Origin of the sequence: Desulfosarcina cetonica JCM 12296 (assembly GCF_001311845.1) — a bacterium.
Classification (GTDB): Bacteria; Desulfobacterota; Desulfobacteria; order Desulfobacterales; family Desulfosarcinaceae; genus Desulfosarcina; species Desulfosarcina cetonica.
Genome location: NZ_BBCC01000002.1, coordinates 20258 through 41041 on the forward strand (window position 1 = coordinate 20258; position 20784 = coordinate 41041).

A 20784-nucleotide genomic window follows, 5' to 3' on the forward strand; every position below is an offset into this window, starting at 1 on the left:
GGCATTTATTCTGCCCGCAATAAAATTTTAGAGGAGGATTTCAAATGACATTCAATAACATTCAAACCTACAGCATCGGCGACACTGCTAAGCTCTCCGGTGCTACTCTGAAGCAGATCCGTAATTGGGAAGCCAGGGGATTTATTCCCACGGCGGATCGAATCGTATCCGGTGATCGTTCCTACCGGAGATTCAACCTGAAGCAAGTGGAGTTGATTACCAAGATTAAGCATCTGCTGGATGAGGGCTATGCTTTGCCCGCCGCCGCGAAAATTGCGGTTGGTGAAAATCAATAAAGGAGGATTACGTGAATGCACAACTTAACCGACAAAATGTGCCCGCTGATGGGCAAGACCTGTTTGCTGAACGGATGCACCTTTTTCAATGAAATTCTGGATGCCTGTGAAATCGGTATCCTGAGCTACAATCTGTATCAACTGAAAGAGAAAATCCGGCTCAACTGGCTCATGCACGGGAAACGAGCCTTTCCATCCCGCCGGCATATCCTGAGCCACCCAGCGGTGGCAGTTATCCGCGACCAGTGCGTTAATGTTTGACCGGGTGTGGGTTAGGACCGGCGTCATGAACCGGTCTGAACAAGGTGCCTCTCCACCTTCCACCCACACCCATTTTCAATGGAGAGAATCAAATTCAAGGAGGACTTATGACAAATGAACATTCGTAAACGTAACATCGATGCTGAAATTTCCTTAGCCGCCGTCGAAAAAGCCAACATCGACAACCTTCAGCAAAGAAAGGATTCTGGGCTGAGGCGGTAAATCTGATTGAAACCTGAAACTCGGCTGCTGATCGAGTCCTACCGATTGATTACCCGATACATCTGGCAAGGCGGCAAACTTTGGATGAATCACTCCATTCAGAAACGGGTAAAATGGCTTTATCATCGGTACGGTATCACCCGCAAAGAAATCATAGACCATTTGAAATGGAAGTATAAAGGACAGAAAAAACACAAGCGACACGATCCAAACCTATCCTGCTTGAAGACCTATGTGCTCACGTTCTGTTATTATGGCGTGTTGTCATTGGTGCGTGAGTTGAAAAAGCAAGAGACCCACCTTTCGCTTATTCCACTGGCTCAAAACTCACCAGGCGAAAAGATAAACGGTCGTTCTGGGACATCCTACGAACCATATGAACAGGAAGGTATCGAAGGGTTGGTTGAACCTGACAACCCGGAAGATAAGTTGATCGGCAAAGAACTGATGCAAATGGCACTGGACTTTTTCGGTGAGGAGGATCTGGAAGTGTTGCTGGGGGCTAAAGATCGTGCTGAAGAAGCCGGCCGACTCGGTATCAGCTACGACACTTATCTGAAACGGCTTGACCGGAAACGACAGCGTTTCAAAACTATTCTGCAGCAAGCCGGCTACATCGACTGATAAAGCTGTCCTATCTTACGGGCTCGGCCGGGCGGGCGATACATCATCCTGTTCCAGTCGAGCCCTTCTCTTTTCCAAGCCACGTCACACTTCCTATCGGCAAGCTTTCGCAGCGAATAGCATCATCTCTTGTTAAAGCCAACCTCAACTGTCCCGGAACGAAGCTGAACGAGTGCCCCGTTCATCTTGAAAACGCAATGGCTTTATCAATGCTATTGCCCTGAAAAAGGGCAGACCTCCATATTTACTGAAGCGTTGGGAAACAGCTTTTCCTGGCCTGCGGCCAGACCGCAATCCCGCCTTGGCCCCTTTCGCAACTGTGCAATGGCCAAGGCGTGCTTTGATTGGCTCCACTAATTCAACGAAATTCAAACTCCACGGAAAGTTGCCAAACGGTATCCTGGTTGGATGGTCAACTTGTCCGGGACACGAGAGTTACGCTACTCGTGCTCCGGTCAACGAGTTGATCGGGTCAAGTAAATCGGTTTACTCGTTTTTGGGAACCGAAAAACACGTTCCCAGTTTACTTAACCCTCTATAAGTATATATCGTAGGGTAAATCGAAAAATCGGACAAATTATTTTCAAAAAAGTGAAAAAAGTTTCATTTTTTTTGAATTCCCTGAAAATTGGCCATCTGATCACTGAATTTGAGCATTCACAATTGCTGTGTCGACACGGATCGGCGGCTCAGTCGGCCATAGAAAACCGCCACCAGAGCCAACGAGAGGCCCTTCAGCGAGACTTCTCCATCGAATAAAGTATGTTTGCGTGAGAAATTCGCCTCGTCAAATAGACGCTACGCTTTGCCTAACACGCTAATATCAATTCTACTATGAATGGGTCAAGGTAGTTAATCGCCGGTTCGATATTCTATTGGATCCATGGATTAGAGAGTTGCCGTCTGTGATCACCAAGAAAAACCAGACTTCGTGAACGATGCCGCATGGCAGGCAGGTTCAGGTAAAGAACGGCCTGGCCGAATGGATGCACAGAGGTCAATCCATTCGTGTTAATGAATACTTGACAGGCATTCGTGCCGTATGAGTTTAGTTTGTTGATGAGTTCGTGAGCAGACGTGCCATCAAAATCGCCATTAAGGGTAAGATGGACGCTATCTTTGGTTTTATGTTGAAGAATTTTGAAGTTTATGGCCATCGGCTGCTTTCCTTTCTACCGCCGGGCGGCGGTTCCATCCGTTTGCCACAACTCAACACCGTTAAAATTCACGGTGGTCGTCGAAAGAGGAAAAATGTGAAGCGGCAAGAACATCAAAACATTCCGTTGTCGCCAAACTCCGTAAACTTCCAGACCTGCATCGTCTTCTGTTCCGTTCAAGGTCCGCTGCTTCACACACCGTACAATGCAGCAATCGCAATGCCATATTAATATATCTGTCGAAATTTTATCTTTTTATCTAAATTATTGGATTGTTATGCTGGATACCAGCATACTGTGGCTAACTACCGATGATAGCGGTTGTGAAAAGAAATACCCACGCCTTGGGAAGTATGGTTACTTAACAATCACTGGTTTTCCCAACACCCTGTTAAAGATCCCACCCATCATGCCAATGAAACCACCACCAGGGCCACAGGTCTCAACAAGAGTCCATTTTTCCGGCCGGCCCAATATAAACCGCCATCAAGGCCAACGAGAGGCCCGTGGCGGGGCTTTATGAATGAACCGATACTTCTATCAATCCTTGGCATTTCAGGCCATTAGGCAACAATCTTCTCCAATTGAGCTTGGCATGAGATGCAGTATCTTGCATCAGGAATGGCTTTCAACCGATTGATCGGTATTTCTTCCTCACACGCCTCGCAATAGCCATAGCTGCCATCATCTATCTTTCTCAATGCGTTTAACACATTTTTTCTTGTTCAGACCTTTTCTGCTCACTACATGAAAGAGATAGTCCATTTCCAATTGGGCAGCCGCCATATCCACAGGATCAGAATAGCTTTTCGAATCAGCAGAAATGATTGCCGTCTTGTCAGAGGTTGCGGAAAAATCATTTAGCCATTGGATAAGATCGCTTTTGATCTGGTCAATTTCGATTGTATTCATCTGGTTGCCGCTCCATTTAATTGTTCATTTGGCCGAAGGTCCGAACTCGCCTGGTAAACCAATCAATTCAGAAAAGCCCTGCAATTACACATCCTTCATAAGTCGGACGGAAAAGTTCTTTGATTATTGGAAGTGCCTTATCGGTTCAGTCGATCATTTCCTTTAGCAAAGCACCATTCAGATCATGTAAAAAAACGATTAGGAACTGGTTCGGACCATAACGCATTGACAAAACAAGTGGATAGCTGCTTTATTGTTTTTGCTGTGACTGATCAACTAATCACCGGAGGATAATCAATGTCCATGCTCACTATGGATTTTCAGGAAAAGATAGCAATCCTGAGAATGACGAATGGCGTCACGAATGCGATAAGCCCTGATTTGGTCAACGAAATGTCGGAATCCCTGGTGGAGATCAAGGCCAAGGCTCAGGGATTGATGCTTTGCGGTGGTGGAAAGTTTTTCAGCATGGGTTTTGATCTGCCCCATTTGTTAAACTTGAATCGATCCGGCATGGGTGATTTCCTCAGTAAGTTCAGTCATCTCACTTTTGACCTGTTCACGATCCCTATTCCGACAAACTGTGTTTTAGCGGGTCACGCCATTGCCGGTGGGTGCATTCTTGCCCTTACTGGTGACTACCGTTTTGCCACGACCGAGAAAAAACAAATCGGTCTCAATGAAATCAAACTTGGAATTCCGGTCCCGTGCATTGCCGATATGGTGTTGAGGCAGATCGTCGGCGATCGCGTCGCCATGCAGATGATGTATGATGGCGAGTTTATATCCTTTATTCATGCCAAGGATATCGGTCTGGTGGATGAAGTTTGCCCAGCGGAGTCACTTGAAGCCCTTTCACTCGAACGGCTTTCTGTCATCGCAAACCATCCAAATCGGGCTTTTTCAGCAATCAAAGCAAACAAGGTTGAGGAGATCAAACGGCGATACCAAAGGAATTGGGAGCCGACCAATCAGGTTTTCCTCGATTGTTGGTTCAGTGATTTGAGCCAAGAACTGTTGAAAGAGGCTTCGAAGAAATTTTGAGTGGATTTTCGGCCGGCCCCAAAAATCCATCTATATCAACGAGAAGGTAAGACCAATTGCCCGATATGGTGATCGAAGCTCTGGATGCCTTGTTGCGGAAACGGCATGCAATACTGTTTAGTCGACTAAACAGCAAAACCCTCCGAATTATCGCTGAAAACTCAAGCGACCGATCAAAAAGCCGATAGGATTGGCAAGTCCTAATTCACCATCAATCGGCAACCGCTTCGAGAATTTTCAGCATATGGATATCGCCAAGAATTACGGGGATCTGTCCCTTGCCCAGGAAACGTGCACGGAGCTTCGGGCCGGCAATAATGATGCGATCCTCCCCGTTTATCGCAAATACCATCCTGTCTTCATGGGGTATACCCGCCGACGAGTAAAGGATTTCAACGACGAAAGCCGGGCTACATCCATTGTGGATGATTTCTGGGTCGAGCTGCTGAATGCCAAGGCGATTTGCGATTTCCAAGGGCTATCGTCACTGAAGACCTACCTGTTCAAAATCCTCAATTTCAGGATCGTTGATAATGTGCGGCGGGCGGGCCGTCAGAACGCCTACGCCAACAACATCAGCAGCAGCGACAACAACATTGACGGTTTCGGAGCCGATGACGTATCACCTGAAAAAGACCTGATGGCCAAGGAAAAGGTCCGGCTGGTTAACGAAACGCTCCTGATGTTGACCGACAGTTCCCCGACCGATGCTCACCTGATGAAGATGCACATGGAAGGCCTGAATTATCAGGAGATGGCGGAAAAACTGTTGGGCAACAAACCCAAGTCCGACAAGGAAATCAAAAAGAAAACCGATGCCGTCAAAAAGCAGTTCACCCGCAAAACTTCCGGTTCCATGGCCAAGTTCAAAAGCTGCCTGGAACGGATCATGACGAAAAACCAGTTGGCATACGGTGACCTGCTCAATTAAAGTGCTGAACAAGGCACCCATCCCGAAACGGGAGTGCAATAATGTCGGATGAGTTTATAGAAAGCCTGAGGCAGGCTTACATGCAAGATAATGACAATATACCGGACGAGTGTCCGATGGCCGATCGGGTCACGGACTACGCATTTGGTGAACTCGGCACCGAGGATACAGAAAAGGTCAGGGAGCACCTGAAATCCTGCCGTCACTGCCTGGATCTGTACATGGACATCAAGGTGTCCGAGGAAGAGGCCGAACAGACGAATGACCAAAAGGTCGAGGTCCTGCCGGGCCTGCAGAAAGTCATTGATAAAGGAAAGAAACCAGCGGTCTCACCCTGGCAGAAAATAAGTGACGCCATATCCAGTTTCTTCGGCGATGGGTTCGGTTTTAAACCGGTGGCGACGTTTGCAGCCATCGTACTGGTGATGGTTATCGGTTTCTATGTGATGCGGGAAGCTCCCACAGTCAAAACGCCCTATGCCATTCAGATCATGATGCAGGGCCGAACACAGACGGGATTCAGAGGCGGTCAGCCGGAATACAAGGAATTCCAAGTCGAGTCGGGCGGGCAAATCATGTCTGGTGACTATTTCCGGTTCCAGGTCACGATTGATGATGACGCCTACGTGTATGTCATCTTCCAGGATAGTTCAGGAGCCATCCAGTCAATGGAACCTGGCTTTGTCGCCGGCGGTAAGGAATTAACTCTTCCTGCTGGCGATCAATGGTTCCATCTCGACGACAATACCGGCACAGAGAAACTGTATTTGTTGGCTTCCAAGGACCAGATTGCCGGATTCGCAAGTAAGGTAGAGAAGCTGAAGCAAGATGGTATCGGTACGATTGAAAAAGTGTTCCCAGAGACTACGGTGAAAACTTTCAGCTTTGACCATCGGTGAGGACGCCCTCTTGAGCAATAAGGCGATCGAAGCATGGAAATCCAGCCTACCGAAGGGAAAGCATATTTTTGTCTCGGCCGGCGTCAAAAATATCCATCCGGTAATGGATCGAATTGTCAATCGACTGCTGGCAATAAATCGAATTCAGTATGTCAGGATAACGCCATCCGACATTCAGGCTTCAAGTGAAATCACCATCAGGGGAAAGGCCAAAATCCCCATATCGACGCCATCCCATCCAACAGCCATTGGGGTCCATCTGATATTTGAACCAGCGGAAAAGTATGTTCAATTTCACGAGATAACCTCATCCACAAAAGGATATGGGGGACGGATAGTCCAAGCAGTTATGGACTCCATCCCTGAAGATTGGGAGGCATTGGTGATGTTGGACTACAGCGACGGATTTTGGGATAAGATGATGGAAAAATACGATAAAATTTTGATCCTCTGATTTGTATGATCACGCCTGCCCCATAAACACAAACGCCCCCCAATATCTGGGATCATCGTGCCCATAACGTTGCCGGACTATCTCTTTTTCTTTGAGGATGGCGTCCCTCAATGCCTGGCAGCGATTCATGGTGCCTGATTTGATGTTCCGATAAAACTGGACCATGAGTTCCTTGGTTTCCAGGTCAGGAACCTTCCAGAGGCTCATTACGAGGCTTTTGGCCCCGGCCTGAGTAAATGCCCGCCTTAAACCAAACACGCCTTCACCGCTCCTTACCTCGCCCAAGCCAGTATCACATGCAGACAGCACTACCATATCTGTTCCATGAAGGTTCATCCCCAGGATTTCCTCGGCTGTTGCAAAACCATCATAGTGGCCATTACTGCCATTGGTCCACGAACGTTTGGCCCCGGCAAGCAGAACACCAGATCGCAATAATGGATTTTCAATATCGACCATTATCTGAGAATGGGATTGCTCGGACAGAGTGGCCAATTCCGCCATTTGGAAACCACGGCCCGTTCCCGGCAATTCCTGGTCACTCAGGAAAAATCCGTGGGTGGCCAAATGAATGATGGATGGGTGATCCGCGTCGAGCAATGTCTCTTCCAATGCGTCTTTGCCAGTATAGATGGCCGATTGGTCTGGCCCCAGGATAGTTCCGATAGCATCCAGTTCAGCTTTTGCGTGTGGCAGCGGAACAAAAGTCAATTCACCGAGATCAGCGGATCGTTTGGCAAACGGAGCTTCATCAATGGCCGATTTCTTTGAGTAAGCCAACTCGAAATCAGGGGCACCAATGAGGAGGCACTTTTCATTCGAGGGCTGATTGTCGGTGAAGCCCAGTAAATCCCGCCCAGCAGAAAGATAATTGAACGTGTAGTCCTCAACCAGGAATTTACCATTCGACTTTTGCAGGACCTCGAAGGGAAGCAGGTTCAAGTTGCCGTCAGGAGAAATATAGATCGTCTTTACCGCCTCAAGGTGATTCAGAATGGGTCCGAAGATAAGGCCGTACAATTCACGGGACGTTGACATTGCATCATTGACGCGTCCGTTGCCGCCAGCCGTCAATTGTTTTTTGTATTTGGTGATCAAACCATCAACCTTATCGGCTTCACCCAGATCAGCCATTTCGACCGCATTGCCCTTGCCGGCACAAAGGATAAACGCGACATACCGGGCCGGGACCTTTCCCGTGCTATCGAAAACTTCAGAATCGATTCTGGCATAGTCCACCATGGCGGTTCCTGGTGGAAGGGCATTCAAAACCCGTTCACTATCCGCTTGGTGGTATTCTGTTTCAATGCGAACGGCTTGCTTATCCGGCTTAACTGGGCTTCCAGCCGATCCCTTTCGGCTTCCAAGGCTTCCTTTTGTTGCCTGTATCCATCCACATTCGTTCCGCTGGGAGAAAATACCAGCCGAGACAGCTCAGCACGTAAACCATTCAGTTTTTCGAATAACCTGGCGGCCTCATCGTTCCCGGCAGTGATACTTGCTTCTTGGAATCTTTTTTGGACATCCAGAACCGTGCCTTTTCGTTTGAGCCAGGCACTGAAGACCTCTTTTTGTTTGACCGGGTCCTGGCTGTATCGCTGGCTGACCAGATTCAGGCAATAATGGAGTCCCCAGTTGTTTGAGGCGACAAACTGGAGTTTCTGGCCTTCGGAAGTAAATCCGACAACCTGGTCGATGAGCTTGTTGTCGATCTCAAGGCTTCGCATGGCGTAATCATAGGCTTGTTGAGATTTCCCCATTTCCGCGTAGAGCTGCGACAAGTTGCCATAACCGGATGAAACGTCAGGATGATTCGGCCCATATGCTTTGATCCAGATATCCAGAGCCTTCTTGTATAGCGGTTCCGCCTTTTCATATTTACCCTGTTTCAGATACACCACTGCTATATTATGCAGGCTATTTGCATAAGAAGCATTGTCAGTGCCGATCGTTTCGGCTTTGGCATCCAGTGCACGTTGGTATAGGTGGATTGATTTTTCATATTCACCCAGAAACGAATACAGGGAGGCCAGATTGTTTAACGTTTTGGCAACATTGGGATGCTTGGAGCCAAACAGGGTTTCTCTGATTCTCAGGGACCGCTGATAAAGTGGCTCCGCCTTCTTGTATTCGCCTGAAGATTCATAGAGCATAGCCAGATTATCCAAGGTCGTGGCGACATTGGGATGGTCCGGGCCAAGAGCTTTTTCCCATATGGCCAAGGCCCGCAAGAAAATGGATTCAGCCTCTTTATCGTCTGCCAGGTTGGTAAACAGCCTGCCCATGTTGTTGAGAATTACGGCAACCTGGGTATGTTCCGCTCCAAGGGCTTTTTCGGTGATAGAAAGTGATTTGCGGTATTTCGACTCCGCCTTTTCGTACTGCCCCATGTCACTGTATAAAGATGCCAGGTTACTCAAAGCCGCACCCAGATTGGTCGGATCTGTTTCATAGTGCTTTTCACCGATAACGATGGCCCTTTTATAGAGCTTTTCGGATTGAGAATAATCCCCCTTGGACTGACAAAGAAAGGCAAGGTAGGATAGGTTGGATGCCACACGGAGATGATCGGGGCCGAGCTTTCGTTCGAATATTCTTAAGGTTTCTTTAAGAAGGGTCTCGGCCTTCTCAACATCTCCAAGGTAAAAATACAAGCCTGCCAATTCCTTACGGGTGGTTGCGACCTCAATACTTTCCGGTCCGTGCAGTTGCTCATTGATGGCAAGCTCCCGTTCGCAAAGTGTCACGGCACTGGAGTAGTCCCCAAGCATCTCGTGGACCCAGCCGGCATTTTGCAGCATAACGAGCAGGTTGGGATGATATTCCCCAAAAGCCTTTTCCCGAATCGACAACGCTCTGAGGAAAAGCTGTTTGGCGGTTTCGTATTGTTCGAGGCCACAATAGGGCAACGCAAGATTGTTCAAACTGAGCCCGACATCAGGATGATCTGGACCAAGAAACTTTTCCCTGATAGCCAATGCCCGCTTGTTTGTTGATATCGACGCATCGTATTCCTTGCGTGCGTATTGAAAGCGGCCAAGATAATTCAGGCTGTCAGCCACAAGAGGATGCTCCGGGCCAAAAATCTCTTCACCGATAGATAAGGCCCGAAGAATATGCGGTCCAGCCTTATCGAATTCTTCGATATCGAGATGCAACCAGGCGAGGGTGTTTAGCGTTTTCACCAGGTCGGATCGATCGCCCCCCTTGCTTTTCTCCAGAACATCCAGTGCCTTCTGCAGTAGTGATTCGGCTTCGTCAGGGTTATCCAAATCGACTTGAAGCCGAGCCAAGTTTACCAGCGTTTCGGCGACATCCGGGTGATTGAAGCCATAAGTTTTTTCCCGGATGGATAAGGCCTTTCTGAGATGGCTTCCAGATTCACCGCTTCGTCCCACCAACCAATATAGCTCACCCAGGTGATTGTAGCTTTCAGCCGTAACGATATGATCCGGGCCGTGGAGTTCTGTCCTGATGGATAGCGACTCCGTCAAATATGGCTCTGCATCAGCATACCGGCCAGCCCGGTAATTTAGTTCTCCGAGATAATCGAGCGTTTTGGCCAGATCGGCCTTGTTGCTGGCCCCTCCAGCCCTCTGTTCGGTGAGCACCTTCTTTATAAAAGGAATGGCCTTGCTGTAATAGCCAGCTTCCTTGAGATCCTCGGCTTGCTGCCACAAGTCCGCCTTGTCGTTATCCATAGCCTCCATTGCAGAAGCCTGATGGATGTGGACGATACTCAGGACTGCGAAAAGAGCGAGTATCAGGCAGATTTTGCGAAAGGTGAAAATGGTCATGCGATCATCCCTGTTATTCAATTTGGGTTCAGGAATGTATCGGCATCATTGGAAGGCACCTTAACCCCAGCCGCACCTAACACTTCGAAATTTTATAGTTTCCTTTCTTTTGAACCGGAATCTTCATTTTTTTCAAAATAAATTGTCACCTTTCTCTGGTGGGTTTCGGCAACAGGGACAACTCCGCCAAATTAAAGCCGGGAAGGAGGTGAGAGAAAAACGGCTGGGCGGGCCATGAAGTTCAAAACCAACAATCACTTTTAACGCAAGAAAGGAAAGCACCATGAGTAACGAAATGAAGTCCCTGGCCCCTGACGCAGCACAGATTGCCGACACCAACACCCAGATTAAGGAGAACACCATGACCGCAGCCAACAGCAACCCGACCGTTACCGAAACCCAGAACGTCAACAATTCTATCCAGGAGGAAGCCATGACTTCAGCAGTTAACACCCAGACCGCCGCAGCCCCGAACACCAACCCCCAGATCATCGACGTGCCGATGGACAAGCTGTCCGTTCCCGTCAGTCATCCCCGGCGGAACAGTGGCGATCTGGAAACGCTGGAGAAAAGCATCCGCAAGAATGGTCTGCTGGAGCCCCTGACCGTCTGCAAGTCCGATGGTGATGACTTCTATATGGTCATCGATGGTACTCGCCGCCTGACCGCCCTGAAGGATTTCGGTTGGAAAGCGGTTCCTTGTATTCAGGTGAAATCCATGCTGCTCGGTGAAATCGCTCACTACGCCTTCGAGAAGAACATGGAGCGGCGAACCTTGAGCCCCATCGAAATCGCCCTGCACCTGAGGTCCATGAAGGAAAAGTATGAATACAGCCTTCGGGATCTGGATGCACTGGGCTACGGCTCAGCGACCAAGATTTCCCAGCAGATTCGCTTGCTGGACCTGCCGGCCAAGGTCAAGGACATGATCGAGAACGCCGAATTGACCGCAGCTCATGGTGTCGCCCTGGGAAAACTCTCCAACGCCACACAGCAGGAGAAGATGGCCAAGCGGGCTTTTGACTTTGGATGGTCCGCCAAACGCCTTGAAATCACCATCGACAAGCTGGTGAAAAAGAGCAAGGCTCCCAAGGAGAAGGTCAGCATCCCCGAAGGCAAGATCCCCGGTGTGTACTTCAAAGACTCCAAGGACATGAGCGAGTTGCCGGACAAGTCGGTCCACCTCATCGTGACCAGCCCTCCCTATTGCGTCGGCATGGAGTTCGAAAAGGGCATCTCTTACGCCGAGCACTGGGAAAACATGCAGGAGGTCATGACGGAGTCCGCCCGCGTCCTGGTCCCCGGCGGTATCATGGCCCTCAATGTCGGTGACATCCACAACTATAAGGGACCGGACGGCAAGGCCAAACAATCCCAGATCCAATTGGTCGGGCACAAGTACCAAGGCTTCCTTCGCCGTCACCAAATTTACCTCAGTGATATCGTCCTCTGGGTTAAAGGAACCAATGCCCACAGCAAGGATGTTTCCAAACTCATCACGGACAAAACACCCCACACGGGCTACCGTATCCTGATCAGCCATGATCCGGTCTACATCTTCCGCAAGGCCGGCGAGCGTGAGGTGCCTTCCGAACAGGCCGCCACCAATTCCGTCCTGACAAAAGAAGAGTGGACCCGCTGGGCCTCCGGTATTTGGGCCATCGACCGGGTCCGCAAAATGGAAGGTCATCCCGCCATGTATCCCGACGAACTGGCCTACCGCCTGATCAAGATGTTTTCTTACGAGGGTGAGACCGTGCTCGATCCCTTCCTGGGCAGTGGCACGACCATGAAGGTGGCCCGCCAACTTGGCCGCGAGGCCTTCGGGTACGAACGAGAAGTCCAATATAAGCCCGTCATTATGGAAAAGCTCGGCGTCGGGGAGGATGGTGTCATCACCCAATCCATGGTCGGTTTCGCCAAGGAAATGATGATCCGCGAGGATGCGGAGGAACTCGTCACCAAGGCTGAGGCCGAGGCTGCGGAAAAGATGCTTGCCGATGAAGCGGACGTGGCTGAAACGGTAACGGCTGAATAAATCAAACCAAGGGTGTGGGGTCGGAAACGGCCTCACACCTTTATAGAATCAAGATTCTCAAAAAACGAAAGGAAAAGAAAATGGATTTCGAAAAAGCTAAAGTGATTCAATCTCTTATGGATGAAGTTAGTGAATATGCGGAAGGTGTGATGAGTTCACAAACCGATGCTGGAGCTGTTATCCTCAAAGCGATCACCACAGAGGAAGATTGTCAAGATGATGTAAGAACGGTCTTTTTCACCTTGGTTGCTTATCTGGGTGAATTAAGGAGAGCAGCTGAAGAACTGGAAGAAGCTATCCAGCCTTTCGCTGACTAATTTATCCGGCCCCTGATCCCTCATCAAAACCGGCAATGGGCATCAAGTCTGTTGCCGGTTTCATTTTTCCCTCTTCATCAATCAAAGTTTCCCCCTCCACCATTCTTCAATCCCACACCGAATCAAACTTTCCCAAAAATAATTGTCACCTTTTCAGTTCCGATTTCGGCAACAGAAACAAAGCCGCAATTCAAAGCCTGGAAGGAGGTGGGGGACAAAGCAAGGCGGCGGCTGAGGAAAAAGACAGACCGATGGATTGTGAATCCAATGACCCAAAAAATAAGGAGATAAATCAAATGGCTGCAAACGGATGTGCCCAAACTGTGCCCGGAAAAAGACTTAACACGATCAAGGAGTTGACCATGGAATTTGGGGGAACGGAATGGTTCTGGCGAAGCCAGATATGGGATGGACAGCTCCCCTACGTTCAAGTCGGGCGGAAAATGTTCATCGATCGACTGGACCTGGAAAAATTCATCCAGGACAACAAGCTCAGCAATTAACAATCATTATCCAGCACCTATTCCAAGGCACTTTCGCAGATCTTAAACGAAGGTGCCTTTCTTTTTGAAATTACCGGTTGAATCAGGATGGGACGATGAAGTAGGTTTCGATATCCCATCTTGAGCCCGTCAAGGTCGAGATGGAGGTATACCATGGGTAGCATGTATCAACGAGGCAAGGTTTGGTGGATCAAGTATTACCGCAACGGCAAGTCCTACCGGGAAAGCTCGAACAGCACCAAAAAGATGGTGGCTAAGAAACTGCTGGACAGAAGGGAGGGAGACATCGCGGCAGGCAAGGTACCCGGAATTCTATTTGAAAGAGTAACTTTTGATGAGTTGGCAGATGAATTTATCATCGACTACCGGATTAACAATAAAAAGTCTTTAGACCGTGCAGAACTCAGCATCATGCACCTTCGAGAAGAATTCAGTGGAACCAAGGTCCCTGATATTACGACACCTCGAATTAGTCAGTATATTGCTGAAAGGATGAAATGGAAATGCAAAGCATGCGGCAACAAATTCCATTTCAATGGAGAAAAACATTGCCCAAAATGTAGTAATGAAAAACTGCAAAAAGGTGCAAAGAACGCAACTATCAACAGGGAGTTATCTGCATTGAGGCGGATGCTAAATCTCGGAGCCAAACAGACACCCCCGAAGGTAAACCGCGTGCCTTACATTCCAATGCTCAAGGAAAACAACGTCCGCAAAGGATTCTTTGAACATGCTGAATTCATCGCTTTGCGGGAAAAATTACCCGGATACCTCAGACCCTTTGTTACCTTCGGATATAAGGTAGGGTGGCGGGATCAGGAAATTGCCTCTCTTCAATGGGGTAACGTTGACCTTCAAAATGGGATTGTCACGCTAAAGGCTGGTGAAACGAAAAACGGTGAAGCAAGAACTGTTTACCTCGATGACGAATTGAAAGAACTGTTCCAGCAACAATGGAAAAACCGAAAACTCAATGAGAAGCTAACACCATATGTATTTCCCAATAGCAGCGGAACTGGAAAAATTGTGAACCTTCGGAAAGCATGGAATTCGGCATGTAGGGAATCAGGCCTTGGGTACGGATATGCTATCTCCGTAAAATATGTTCAGAAATATTCAACGAATCTTCCGGCTGGTCCCATTTTCCATGATTTCAGACGAACAGCTGTAAGGAACATGGTCCGTTCTGGTATCCCGGAACGAGTCGCTATGATGATCTCGGGACACAAGACGAGATCGGTTTTTGACCGATATAATATTGTCAGCGATGCAGATCTGAAGGCCGCCGCAGTGAAGCAGCAAGTTTACTTGGAATCACAGATGGGCACAATTTCGGGCACAGTTGCCGATCTTGGACAAAAAAAGGGGCAGCCAAAATCGGCTAACCCCTTGATTTGATTGGTACGCCTGGAGGGATTCGAACCCCCGGCCTACGGATTCGAAGTCCGGCGCTCTATCCAGCTGAGCTACAGGCGCTCAAGCATGAAGGCCACTGCGCTGAGATGGTGCAATGGCCTTTTATGTTTGATGGGGTGAGTGATGGGATTTGAACCCACGACCCTCAGGGCCACAACCTGATGCTCTGCCAACTGAGCTACACCCACCATAAGAAACGCCACTTGTTAACAGATCGTTCTCACCTTTTCAATCTATTTTTTAGCTTGCCGCATAAAAAACCCCATTTCTATTTTTCGCGGTCGTGGGGCCGCGCCACAAGTTCCTGTAACGTCGCCATTGATCGGCTTTTAAGGTAAAACCTGGCCGTGACCGCGACAAGGATTTTCCATACTGGAAGCCAAATGCGGTCACCCTGGACGACAGGGCACTGGGTATTGACCCATTTCCGCTTCTAATATACTATTCGGCATCTTATTCGACCACCGGCTGCAAACGAGGTAATCGCTTGACCCAATTTCATATTTTTATCATCCGAGCCATACTGGGCGCTGTTTTTGCCGTCATTCTGTCACGCATGTTCTATCCCGAGGCCAATCTGGTCTACGTCATCGGGCTGGGCATCATCCTCGTGGGGCTGGCCTACTTTGCCGAGTACCTGCGCAATCGCAAGAAACAGCAACCCTGACCAACTGACGGAGCCTATCCATCGTGAAACAGATTATTCTCGGCACCGCCGGACACATCGATCACGGAAAGACCAGCCTGATCAGGGCTGTCACGGGTACCAACACCGACCGGCTCAAGGAAGAGCAGAAACGCGGGATCACCATCGAGCTGGGGTTCGCCGCCCTGGATCTGCCCAGTGGTCGTCACCTCGGCATCGTGGATGTTCCCGGCCATGAGAAATTCGTCAAGAACATGGTCGCCGGGGCGACGGGTATCGATATCGTTACCATGGTGATCGCCGCCGACGAAGGCGTCATGCCCCAGACCCGCGAACACATGGAAATCTGCGCCCTTTTGGGCGTCAAATACGGGCTGGTTGTATTGACCAAGATCGATATGGTGGACGAAGAGTGGCTGGAAATGGTCACCGAGGATATCCGTGAATTCACCATCGGGACCTTTCTGGAGGAGGCGCCCATCCTGCCGGTATCGTCCCAGACCGGCCAGGGTCTGCCCCAGTTCATCGAAGCCCTCGATACCCTGAGTTCCACCGTGCCCGAGCGCTCCTCCAGCGGCCTTTTCCGCCTTCCCGTGGACCGGGTTTTTTCCATGAAGGGATTTGGCACGGTGATTACCGGCACCCTGATATCGGGTCGTATCGGTGTCGGCGAAACCATCATGGTCTATCCGAGCAAGGTCACCTCCAAGGTGCGCGGCCTGCAGGTTCACAACCTCAGTCGCGAAACCGCCGAGGCGGGCATGCGCACGGCGATCAATTTTCAGGGGCTGGAAAAAACCGCCATCAACCGCGGCGACATCATCGCCCGGGAAAACACCCTGACGCCCAGCTTCATGGTCGATCTGGAACTCCATTTCCTGTCCAGCAACAAAAAACCCATCAAAAACCGAACCCAGGTGCGGTTTCACACCGGCACCAGCGAAACCATGGGCAACCTGATTCTGCTGGACCGCGAGGAACTTATGCCCGGCGAGACCTGCCCGGCCCAGGTGCGCCTGGACGAGCCGGTCAGTCTGATCCGCGATGACCGTTTCGTCATCCGCAGCTATTCGCCGGTACGCACCATCGGCGGCGGTAAGGTGCTCAACCCCATTCCATCCAAGCACAAGCGCTTCCAGCAGGCGATCGTCGACGGATTGATGGACCTGGTGGAGGCCACCCCCGAGGCGATCATCGACTACCAGGCCCGTAGCGCCGGCCCGGCCGGAGTGACCTTTGCCGACCTTCTGTTGATGACCAACCAGCCCGAAAAGGCGCTCACCGCCACCATCGGCAGCCTCTTGAACAGTCAAAACCTCATCCTGGTGGACAAGGACAACCGCACCTATGTCCATCTGTCCGTTTTTGATGAGCTTAAACAACTGAGCCATGACGTGCTGGCCCAATATCACCAGCGTAATCCGCTCAAAGCCGGCATATCCAAGGAAGAGCTGAAATCCAAGTTCCCGCGCCAGGCCAACGGCAAGCTTTTCACCCAAATTCTCAACCGCATGATCAAGGATCAGCAGTTGGTGCTCGAGGACGACACCGTGCGGCTGGCCTCGCACACCGTTTCCCTACAGGTCGACGAACAGGCCGTGAAGCAAAAAATCGCCGAGATCTACCGCCGGGATGGCCTGACGCCACCCTATTTCAAAGAGATTGTCAACACCCTTGCGGTGGACGCTAAATCGGCCAAGGCGGTCCTCGAACTTTTGATCGCCGAGGGCGTCCTGGTGAAGATCAAGGAAGATCTGTATTACGACCGTCAGATCATCGAAAAGCTGAAGGAACAAGTGGTGGCTCACATCCTTGAAAAGGGCGAAATCTCGACCCCTGAGTTCAAGGATATGACTGGAGCTTCACGCAAATATGTGATACCGTTGATCGAACATTTCGACGCGACAAATGTCACCATCCGCGTAGGAGATATCCGCAAACTCAGAAAACGCCAATAGCCGGAACACCAGAAGCCGCCACCGGACGGGCCGAATCGCAGACGGAGCAAAAATGGGAACAAACGGGGACAGCGCCAGGGGATTCGAGTTCAAAAATTTGCCACACCACGCATTATCGCCGGCGTCGCCATCGCGTTTATCGTTCTGTGGGCATTGATCGTCACGTTCAGTTCGCCGGAACCGACCGCGCCGCAAACGGATTCATCGCCCCATGACGCGTCCCTGCCGGCGACAACGGAGTCCCCGAGCCATACCGCCACCGCCGAAACAGCCCCCAAAAGCCAAGCACTGACCGATGGGGTAAGTTCGCATGAGGCCGCCCCTTCCGATCATGCAGCCGCTGCCACAGAAGAACGTGCCACCAGCCATGACACGGCTCACGCCCCGGCAGCAACGGAAGCCCACGAGACCGGCACCACGCCGTCAACGCATACGGCCACCCCAAAGACGACCACCAGCCATGCCCTACCTGCCACGGCGATGATGTCGCCAACCATCAAACCGCCCCCCAGGGGCGTCGCCTTCGTGGAGGCCGCCATCGCACCGCTCGACTATGAGCTGAACGATCGCTGGTGGGGCTGGCGTCCCAACGACATCATCAATGTCACCGACAACGTGAACAATTTTCAATTGGGGGTCCTGGAAGTTACCCGTCGAACCGCCGTGGCCCTGGCCGAGAGAATTTCACGCACCGGTACGACCGACGCCTATGACGAAAATCTCGAACAGGCCATGAACTGGTTCATGGTCAAGGCCACCAGCTATTGGTTTCCCTCGGCCGAATCCAAGTACGAAGACGGCCTGGACGAATTCCGCGTTTACCTGGAAAAGCTAAAAGCCGGCAAGGCTTCTTTCTATACGCGCACCGACAACCTCATTCCGCTGCTATCGACCTTCGAGGATCTTCTCGGCAGCTGCGACGAGAACCTGGTCAAGCAGGTCAACGACGATGGCAGCCCGGTCAGCTTTTTCGTGATCGACGACTATTTCTACTACACCCAGGGGGTGGCCAAATCCATGGCCACGGTCTTAGAAGCCGTGCATCACGATTTTTTGCTGACCCTGGAATCGCGCAACTCCACCGATCTGTTGCACCACGCCATCCTGGCCTGCCAGCGCGCCTCGGAGATCGATCCCTGGATCATTCTGGACCGCGACCTGAGCAGCATTCTTGCCAACCACCGGGCCAACATGGCCGCGCCCATCAGCCATGCCCGATTCTACCTGGGCCAACTGATCAAGGCCTTGTCGACCTGATCATCGGCACAGGATGATACGGGCATCGGCAATCACGCAGGCGTCTGGCGAGCAAAGCACCGGGTTGAGATCGATGGATTCGATTAAAGGCGCGAGTTCCATCACCAGTTTGGAAAACGTCATCAGCATGCGGTTCAGCTGCTCCATATTGACCGGTTCAGCGCCACGGTAGCCCTCAAGCAACCGTCGCCCCTTGAGTGAAGCAACCATGGAATTTACATCCGGGGGCGACAGGGGGGCCATGCGGATGGCCACATCCTGGTAGATCTCCACGCTGGTACCGCCCAGCCCCATGAGAATGACCGGCCCGAACTGGGCATCCACCTTGGCACCAACAATCAACTCCAGCCCCCGGGCCATCCGTTCCAGGTGAACGCCGGTAAATCCATCGATCTGGCTGAAACGGGCGTATGCCGTCTGCAGGGCCGCATCGTCGGTGATGCCCACCGCCACGCCGTGAACCTCCGATTTGTGCAATACGGCGGGCGAAACCACCTTGGCCACCAGGGGATAGCCGATCTCGGCGCCAAACCGCGTGGCTTCCGCAGCAGTGGTGGCATAGCGGAATTCCGGCACATCGAGGCCGGCCTCTCGCAGGATTTGTTTCGCATCCGGTTCAAGGACCCACCCCCGCGTCTTTGACGCCGCCAAAAGAGTCTGCATTACAGGCGAAAGCATTGTTGATATCTCCTCATCCCTTCTAACATCATGACCGCTCCCTCGATCGAATCGGACACCGGCACCCCGTTGAGCTCAAAGCCCTCGATAAAGGCCTGGTATTTGCTCAGATGGGGGATATACGCCACCAGCGGTCGCACACGCTTTTTGGACGGATTGCTCACCTTGGCGCCAATATCGATGGAAACCCCCGTGGAGTAAGGTAGCACCAGCATGAGAAAAGCGTCGAACTCGGGCAGATTGGTCAATTCATCGTAAACGACGACAAAATCCTCGTCAATCGCGCTGGCCGTCAGATCGACGGGATTGTTGATCGTCGCGATGTCCCGTACGGAGGGCGACAGCCGTTGGTAAATCCGTTGGCGCACGGCCTCGGGAATCTGCGGCAGGGCAAACCCCCGGGCAGCACACATGTCCGTGGCTGCCACACCGTGTCCCCCACTGATGGTGATGACGCCGATGTTGCGCTGAATGTTTCGCGGGTAGGCGTTGAGCACTTTGCAATAGGAGAGGATTTCATACTCGTTTTGGGCTTCAATGATCCCATGTTGGGCGAATATCTCGGAAAACACCTTGTAATCGCCGGCGATGGAAGCGGTATGACTGCTCACCGCCCGGCCGCCTTCGGCACTCTTACCCGATTTGTTGACCACCACCGGTTTGCCGATGCAGGTGGCTGCTTCGACAAAATCGCGGCCTTCATTGTCGGCAAAGCCTTCGATGTAAAGGACGATCACCTTGGTTTCCGGGTCGTTCTTCAGGTAATTGAGCAAATCGATTTCCCGCAACACGGCCTTGTTGCCGATGCTGATGGCTTGGCTCACGCCGATGCCATGGTTGGAGAACTTGACCAAAAGGTCGACCAGAAACGCGCCACTCTGGCTAATGATGGCCACCCCGCCCGGTTTCGGGATCTCCATGCGCTCACTGGGCAGAATGAACGTATCGATCCGGCCGGGCGAGAAAAGGCCCAGGCAATTCGGTCCGATGATGGGAAAATCGGCGGCTTGGCAACGGCGGAGACCTGGTCCTGCAGATCGCTGTTGCCGGTTTCGGCAAATCCGCCGGAGACGATGATGGCACCGCCAACCCTTTGATCGATGCAGGTCTGAACGACGGATAGGGCGTACTGGGCCCTTACGGCAATGATCGCCAAATCGATGGGTTCAGGAACGGCGGCCAGGCCGGCATATACCGGAAAACCGTGAATTTCGCCGCCCCGGTTGTTAACGGCATAGACCTCCACCGGGTAGCGCAATTGGAGTTTCTTGAAAATCACATTGGCCGGATGGTTGTCATTGTGGATCGAAACCCCGATGACAGCCACGTGCCGGGGTTTCATCAAGCGGTCCAGATCCATTTTATTTTCCTTAT

The 20784-nt window shown here is 51.1% G+C and carries 23 protein-coding genes and 2 tRNA genes; 16 read left to right on the plus strand and 9 right to left on the minus strand.

The annotated features are described in order from the left end of the window. Positions 1–44: 44 nt before the first annotated feature. From JCM12296_RS00685 to JCM12296_RS37690, 4 genes are all read left to right on the plus strand, one after another. Entirely contained in the window at positions 45–296 is a 252-nt protein-coding gene (locus JCM12296_RS00685) for a MerR family transcriptional regulator (RefSeq protein ID WP_054688838.1), read from the plus strand. 15 nt (positions 297–311) lie between these two features. After that, positions 312–557, plus strand: a complete 246-nt coding sequence (locus JCM12296_RS00690) for a hypothetical protein (RefSeq protein WP_054688840.1) — start codon at positions 312–314, stop codon at positions 555–557. A 228-nt stretch (positions 558–785) separates the two neighbouring features. Further along, entirely contained in the window at positions 786–1403 is a 618-nt protein-coding gene (locus tag JCM12296_RS00695; RefSeq protein WP_054688842.1) for a hypothetical protein, read from the plus strand. A 1067-nt stretch (positions 1404–2470) separates the two neighbouring features. Continuing rightward, positions 2471–2791 (plus strand): hypothetical protein, encoded by a 321-nt coding sequence (locus tag JCM12296_RS37690; protein ID WP_157067268.1) that lies wholly within the window; start codon positions 2471–2473, stop codon positions 2789–2791. Positions 2792–3123: 332 nt separating this feature from the next. On the opposite strand, the gene JCM12296_RS50000 is transcribed toward JCM12296_RS37690, so the two are convergent. Continuing rightward, on the minus strand, positions 3124–3273 hold the full coding sequence (locus JCM12296_RS50000; protein WP_083455672.1) for a TraR/DksA family transcriptional regulator: 150 nt from the start codon (positions 3271–3273) through the stop codon (positions 3124–3126). After that, on the minus strand, positions 3245–3472 hold the full coding sequence (locus tag JCM12296_RS00705) for a hypothetical protein (RefSeq protein ID WP_054688845.1): 228 nt from the start codon (positions 3470–3472) through the stop codon (positions 3245–3247). Before JCM12296_RS00705 ends, JCM12296_RS50000 begins: the two co-directional genes overlap by 29 nt. A 297-nt stretch (positions 3473–3769) precedes the next feature. Between JCM12296_RS00705 and JCM12296_RS00710 the strand changes: the two genes are divergently transcribed. The 4 genes from JCM12296_RS00710 (at position 3770) to JCM12296_RS00725 (ending at position 6800) form a co-directional block, all read left to right on the plus strand. After that, the gene (locus tag JCM12296_RS00710; RefSeq protein WP_054688847.1) at positions 3770–4516 is read left to right on the plus strand and encodes an enoyl-CoA hydratase/isomerase family protein; all 747 of its coding nucleotides are present in this window, start codon (positions 3770–3772) and stop codon (positions 4514–4516) included. 244 nt (positions 4517–4760) lie between these two features. Next, a complete protein-coding gene (locus JCM12296_RS00715) occupies positions 4761–5447 on the plus strand; it encodes an RNA polymerase sigma factor (RefSeq protein WP_054688849.1) in 687 nt (228 codons plus the stop codon). Between the two features lie 41 nt (positions 5448–5488). Further along, entirely contained in the window at positions 5489–6346 is an 858-nt protein-coding gene (locus JCM12296_RS00720) for a DUF4384 domain-containing protein (protein WP_054688851.1), read from the plus strand. A 10-nt stretch (positions 6347–6356) separates the two neighbouring features. After that, on the plus strand, positions 6357–6800 hold the full coding sequence (locus JCM12296_RS00725; protein WP_157067269.1) for a hypothetical protein: 444 nt from the start codon (positions 6357–6359) through the stop codon (positions 6798–6800). Between the two features lie 9 nt (positions 6801–6809). Here the strand turns inward: JCM12296_RS00725 and JCM12296_RS00730 are convergent, their stop codons facing one another. Both JCM12296_RS00730 and JCM12296_RS00735 read right to left on the minus strand, forming a co-directional pair. Beyond that, entirely contained in the window at positions 6810–8042 is a 1233-nt protein-coding gene (locus tag JCM12296_RS00730; protein ID WP_054688854.1) for a CHAT domain-containing protein, read from the minus strand. 23 nt (positions 8043–8065) lie between these two features. Next, positions 8066–10501: a tetratricopeptide repeat protein gene (locus JCM12296_RS00735; protein WP_218187908.1), complete on the minus strand. Its 2436-nt coding sequence runs from the start codon at positions 10499–10501 to the stop codon at positions 8066–8068. Positions 10502–10522: 21 nt separating this feature from the next. Between JCM12296_RS00735 and JCM12296_RS41115 the strand changes: the two genes are divergently transcribed. The 5 genes from JCM12296_RS41115 (at position 10523) to JCM12296_RS00755 (ending at position 14853) form a co-directional block, all read left to right on the plus strand. Further along, positions 10523–10738, plus strand: coding sequence for a hypothetical protein (locus tag JCM12296_RS41115; protein ID WP_218187909.1), 216 nt, complete (start codon positions 10523–10525; stop codon positions 10736–10738). A 142-nt stretch (positions 10739–10880) separates the two neighbouring features. Next, a complete protein-coding gene (locus JCM12296_RS00740; protein ID WP_054688858.1) occupies positions 10881–12635 on the plus strand; it encodes a DNA methyltransferase in 1755 nt (584 codons plus the stop codon). A gap of 80 nt (positions 12636–12715) precedes the next feature. Next, entirely contained in the window at positions 12716–12952 is a 237-nt protein-coding gene (locus JCM12296_RS00745; RefSeq protein WP_054688860.1) for a hypothetical protein, read from the plus strand. Positions 12953–12987: 35 nt separating this feature from the next. Further along, positions 12988–13455 carry a helix-turn-helix domain-containing protein gene (locus JCM12296_RS43115; protein WP_246803884.1) on the plus strand — a complete coding sequence of 156 codons (468 nt, stop codon included), beginning with the start codon at positions 12988–12990 and terminating at the stop codon, positions 13453–13455. A gap of 153 nt (positions 13456–13608) precedes the next feature. Further along, the gene (locus JCM12296_RS00755; protein WP_054688862.1) at positions 13609–14853 is read left to right on the plus strand and encodes a tyrosine-type recombinase/integrase; all 1245 of its coding nucleotides are present in this window, start codon (positions 13609–13611) and stop codon (positions 14851–14853) included. A gap of 1 nt (position 14854) precedes the next feature. Here the strand turns inward: JCM12296_RS00755 and JCM12296_RS00760 are convergent. Together JCM12296_RS00760 and JCM12296_RS00765 are read right to left on the minus strand one after the other, a co-directional pair. Next, a tRNA-Arg gene (locus JCM12296_RS00760) sits at positions 14855–14931 on the minus strand. A 52-nt stretch (positions 14932–14983) separates the two neighbouring features. Continuing rightward, positions 14984–15059: transfer RNA gene (locus tag JCM12296_RS00765), tRNA-His, on the minus strand. Between the two features lie 299 nt (positions 15060–15358). Between JCM12296_RS00765 and JCM12296_RS00770 the strand changes: the two genes are divergently transcribed. From JCM12296_RS00770 to JCM12296_RS00780, 3 genes are all read left to right on the plus strand, one after another. Further along, positions 15359–15538: a hypothetical protein gene (locus JCM12296_RS00770; protein WP_054688864.1), complete on the plus strand. Its 180-nt coding sequence runs from the start codon at positions 15359–15361 to the stop codon at positions 15536–15538. Between the two features lie 23 nt (positions 15539–15561). Continuing rightward, positions 15562–17475 (plus strand): selenocysteine-specific translation elongation factor, encoded by a 1914-nt coding sequence (gene selB / locus JCM12296_RS00775; RefSeq protein ID WP_054688866.1) that lies wholly within the window; start codon positions 15562–15564, stop codon positions 17473–17475. A gap of 153 nt (positions 17476–17628) precedes the next feature. Continuing rightward, positions 17629–18732 (plus strand): DUF2333 family protein, encoded by a 1104-nt coding sequence (locus JCM12296_RS00780; protein ID WP_054688867.1) that lies wholly within the window; start codon positions 17629–17631, stop codon positions 18730–18732. Here JCM12296_RS00780 and JCM12296_RS00785 read toward each other — a convergent pair whose 3' ends face one another. Genes JCM12296_RS00785 through JCM12296_RS37695 form a run of 3 tightly spaced genes read right to left on the minus strand, consistent with a single transcriptional unit; the run spans position 18733 to position 20770 of the window. Then, positions 18733–19410: an acetate--CoA ligase family protein gene (locus tag JCM12296_RS00785; RefSeq protein ID WP_054688869.1), complete on the minus strand. Its 678-nt coding sequence runs from the start codon at positions 19408–19410 to the stop codon at positions 18733–18735. Next, positions 19395–20306 carry a hypothetical protein gene (locus tag JCM12296_RS00790; protein ID WP_172683706.1) on the minus strand — a complete coding sequence of 304 codons (912 nt, stop codon included), beginning with the start codon at positions 20304–20306 and terminating at the stop codon, positions 19395–19397. The genes JCM12296_RS00785 and JCM12296_RS00790 overlap by 16 nt, the downstream gene beginning before the upstream one ends. After that, positions 20231–20770 carry a CoA-binding protein gene (locus JCM12296_RS37695; protein ID WP_157067271.1) on the minus strand — a complete coding sequence of 180 codons (540 nt, stop codon included), beginning with the start codon at positions 20768–20770 and terminating at the stop codon, positions 20231–20233. The genes JCM12296_RS00790 and JCM12296_RS37695 overlap by 76 nt, the downstream gene beginning before the upstream one ends. Positions 20771–20784: the final 14 nt, after the last annotated feature.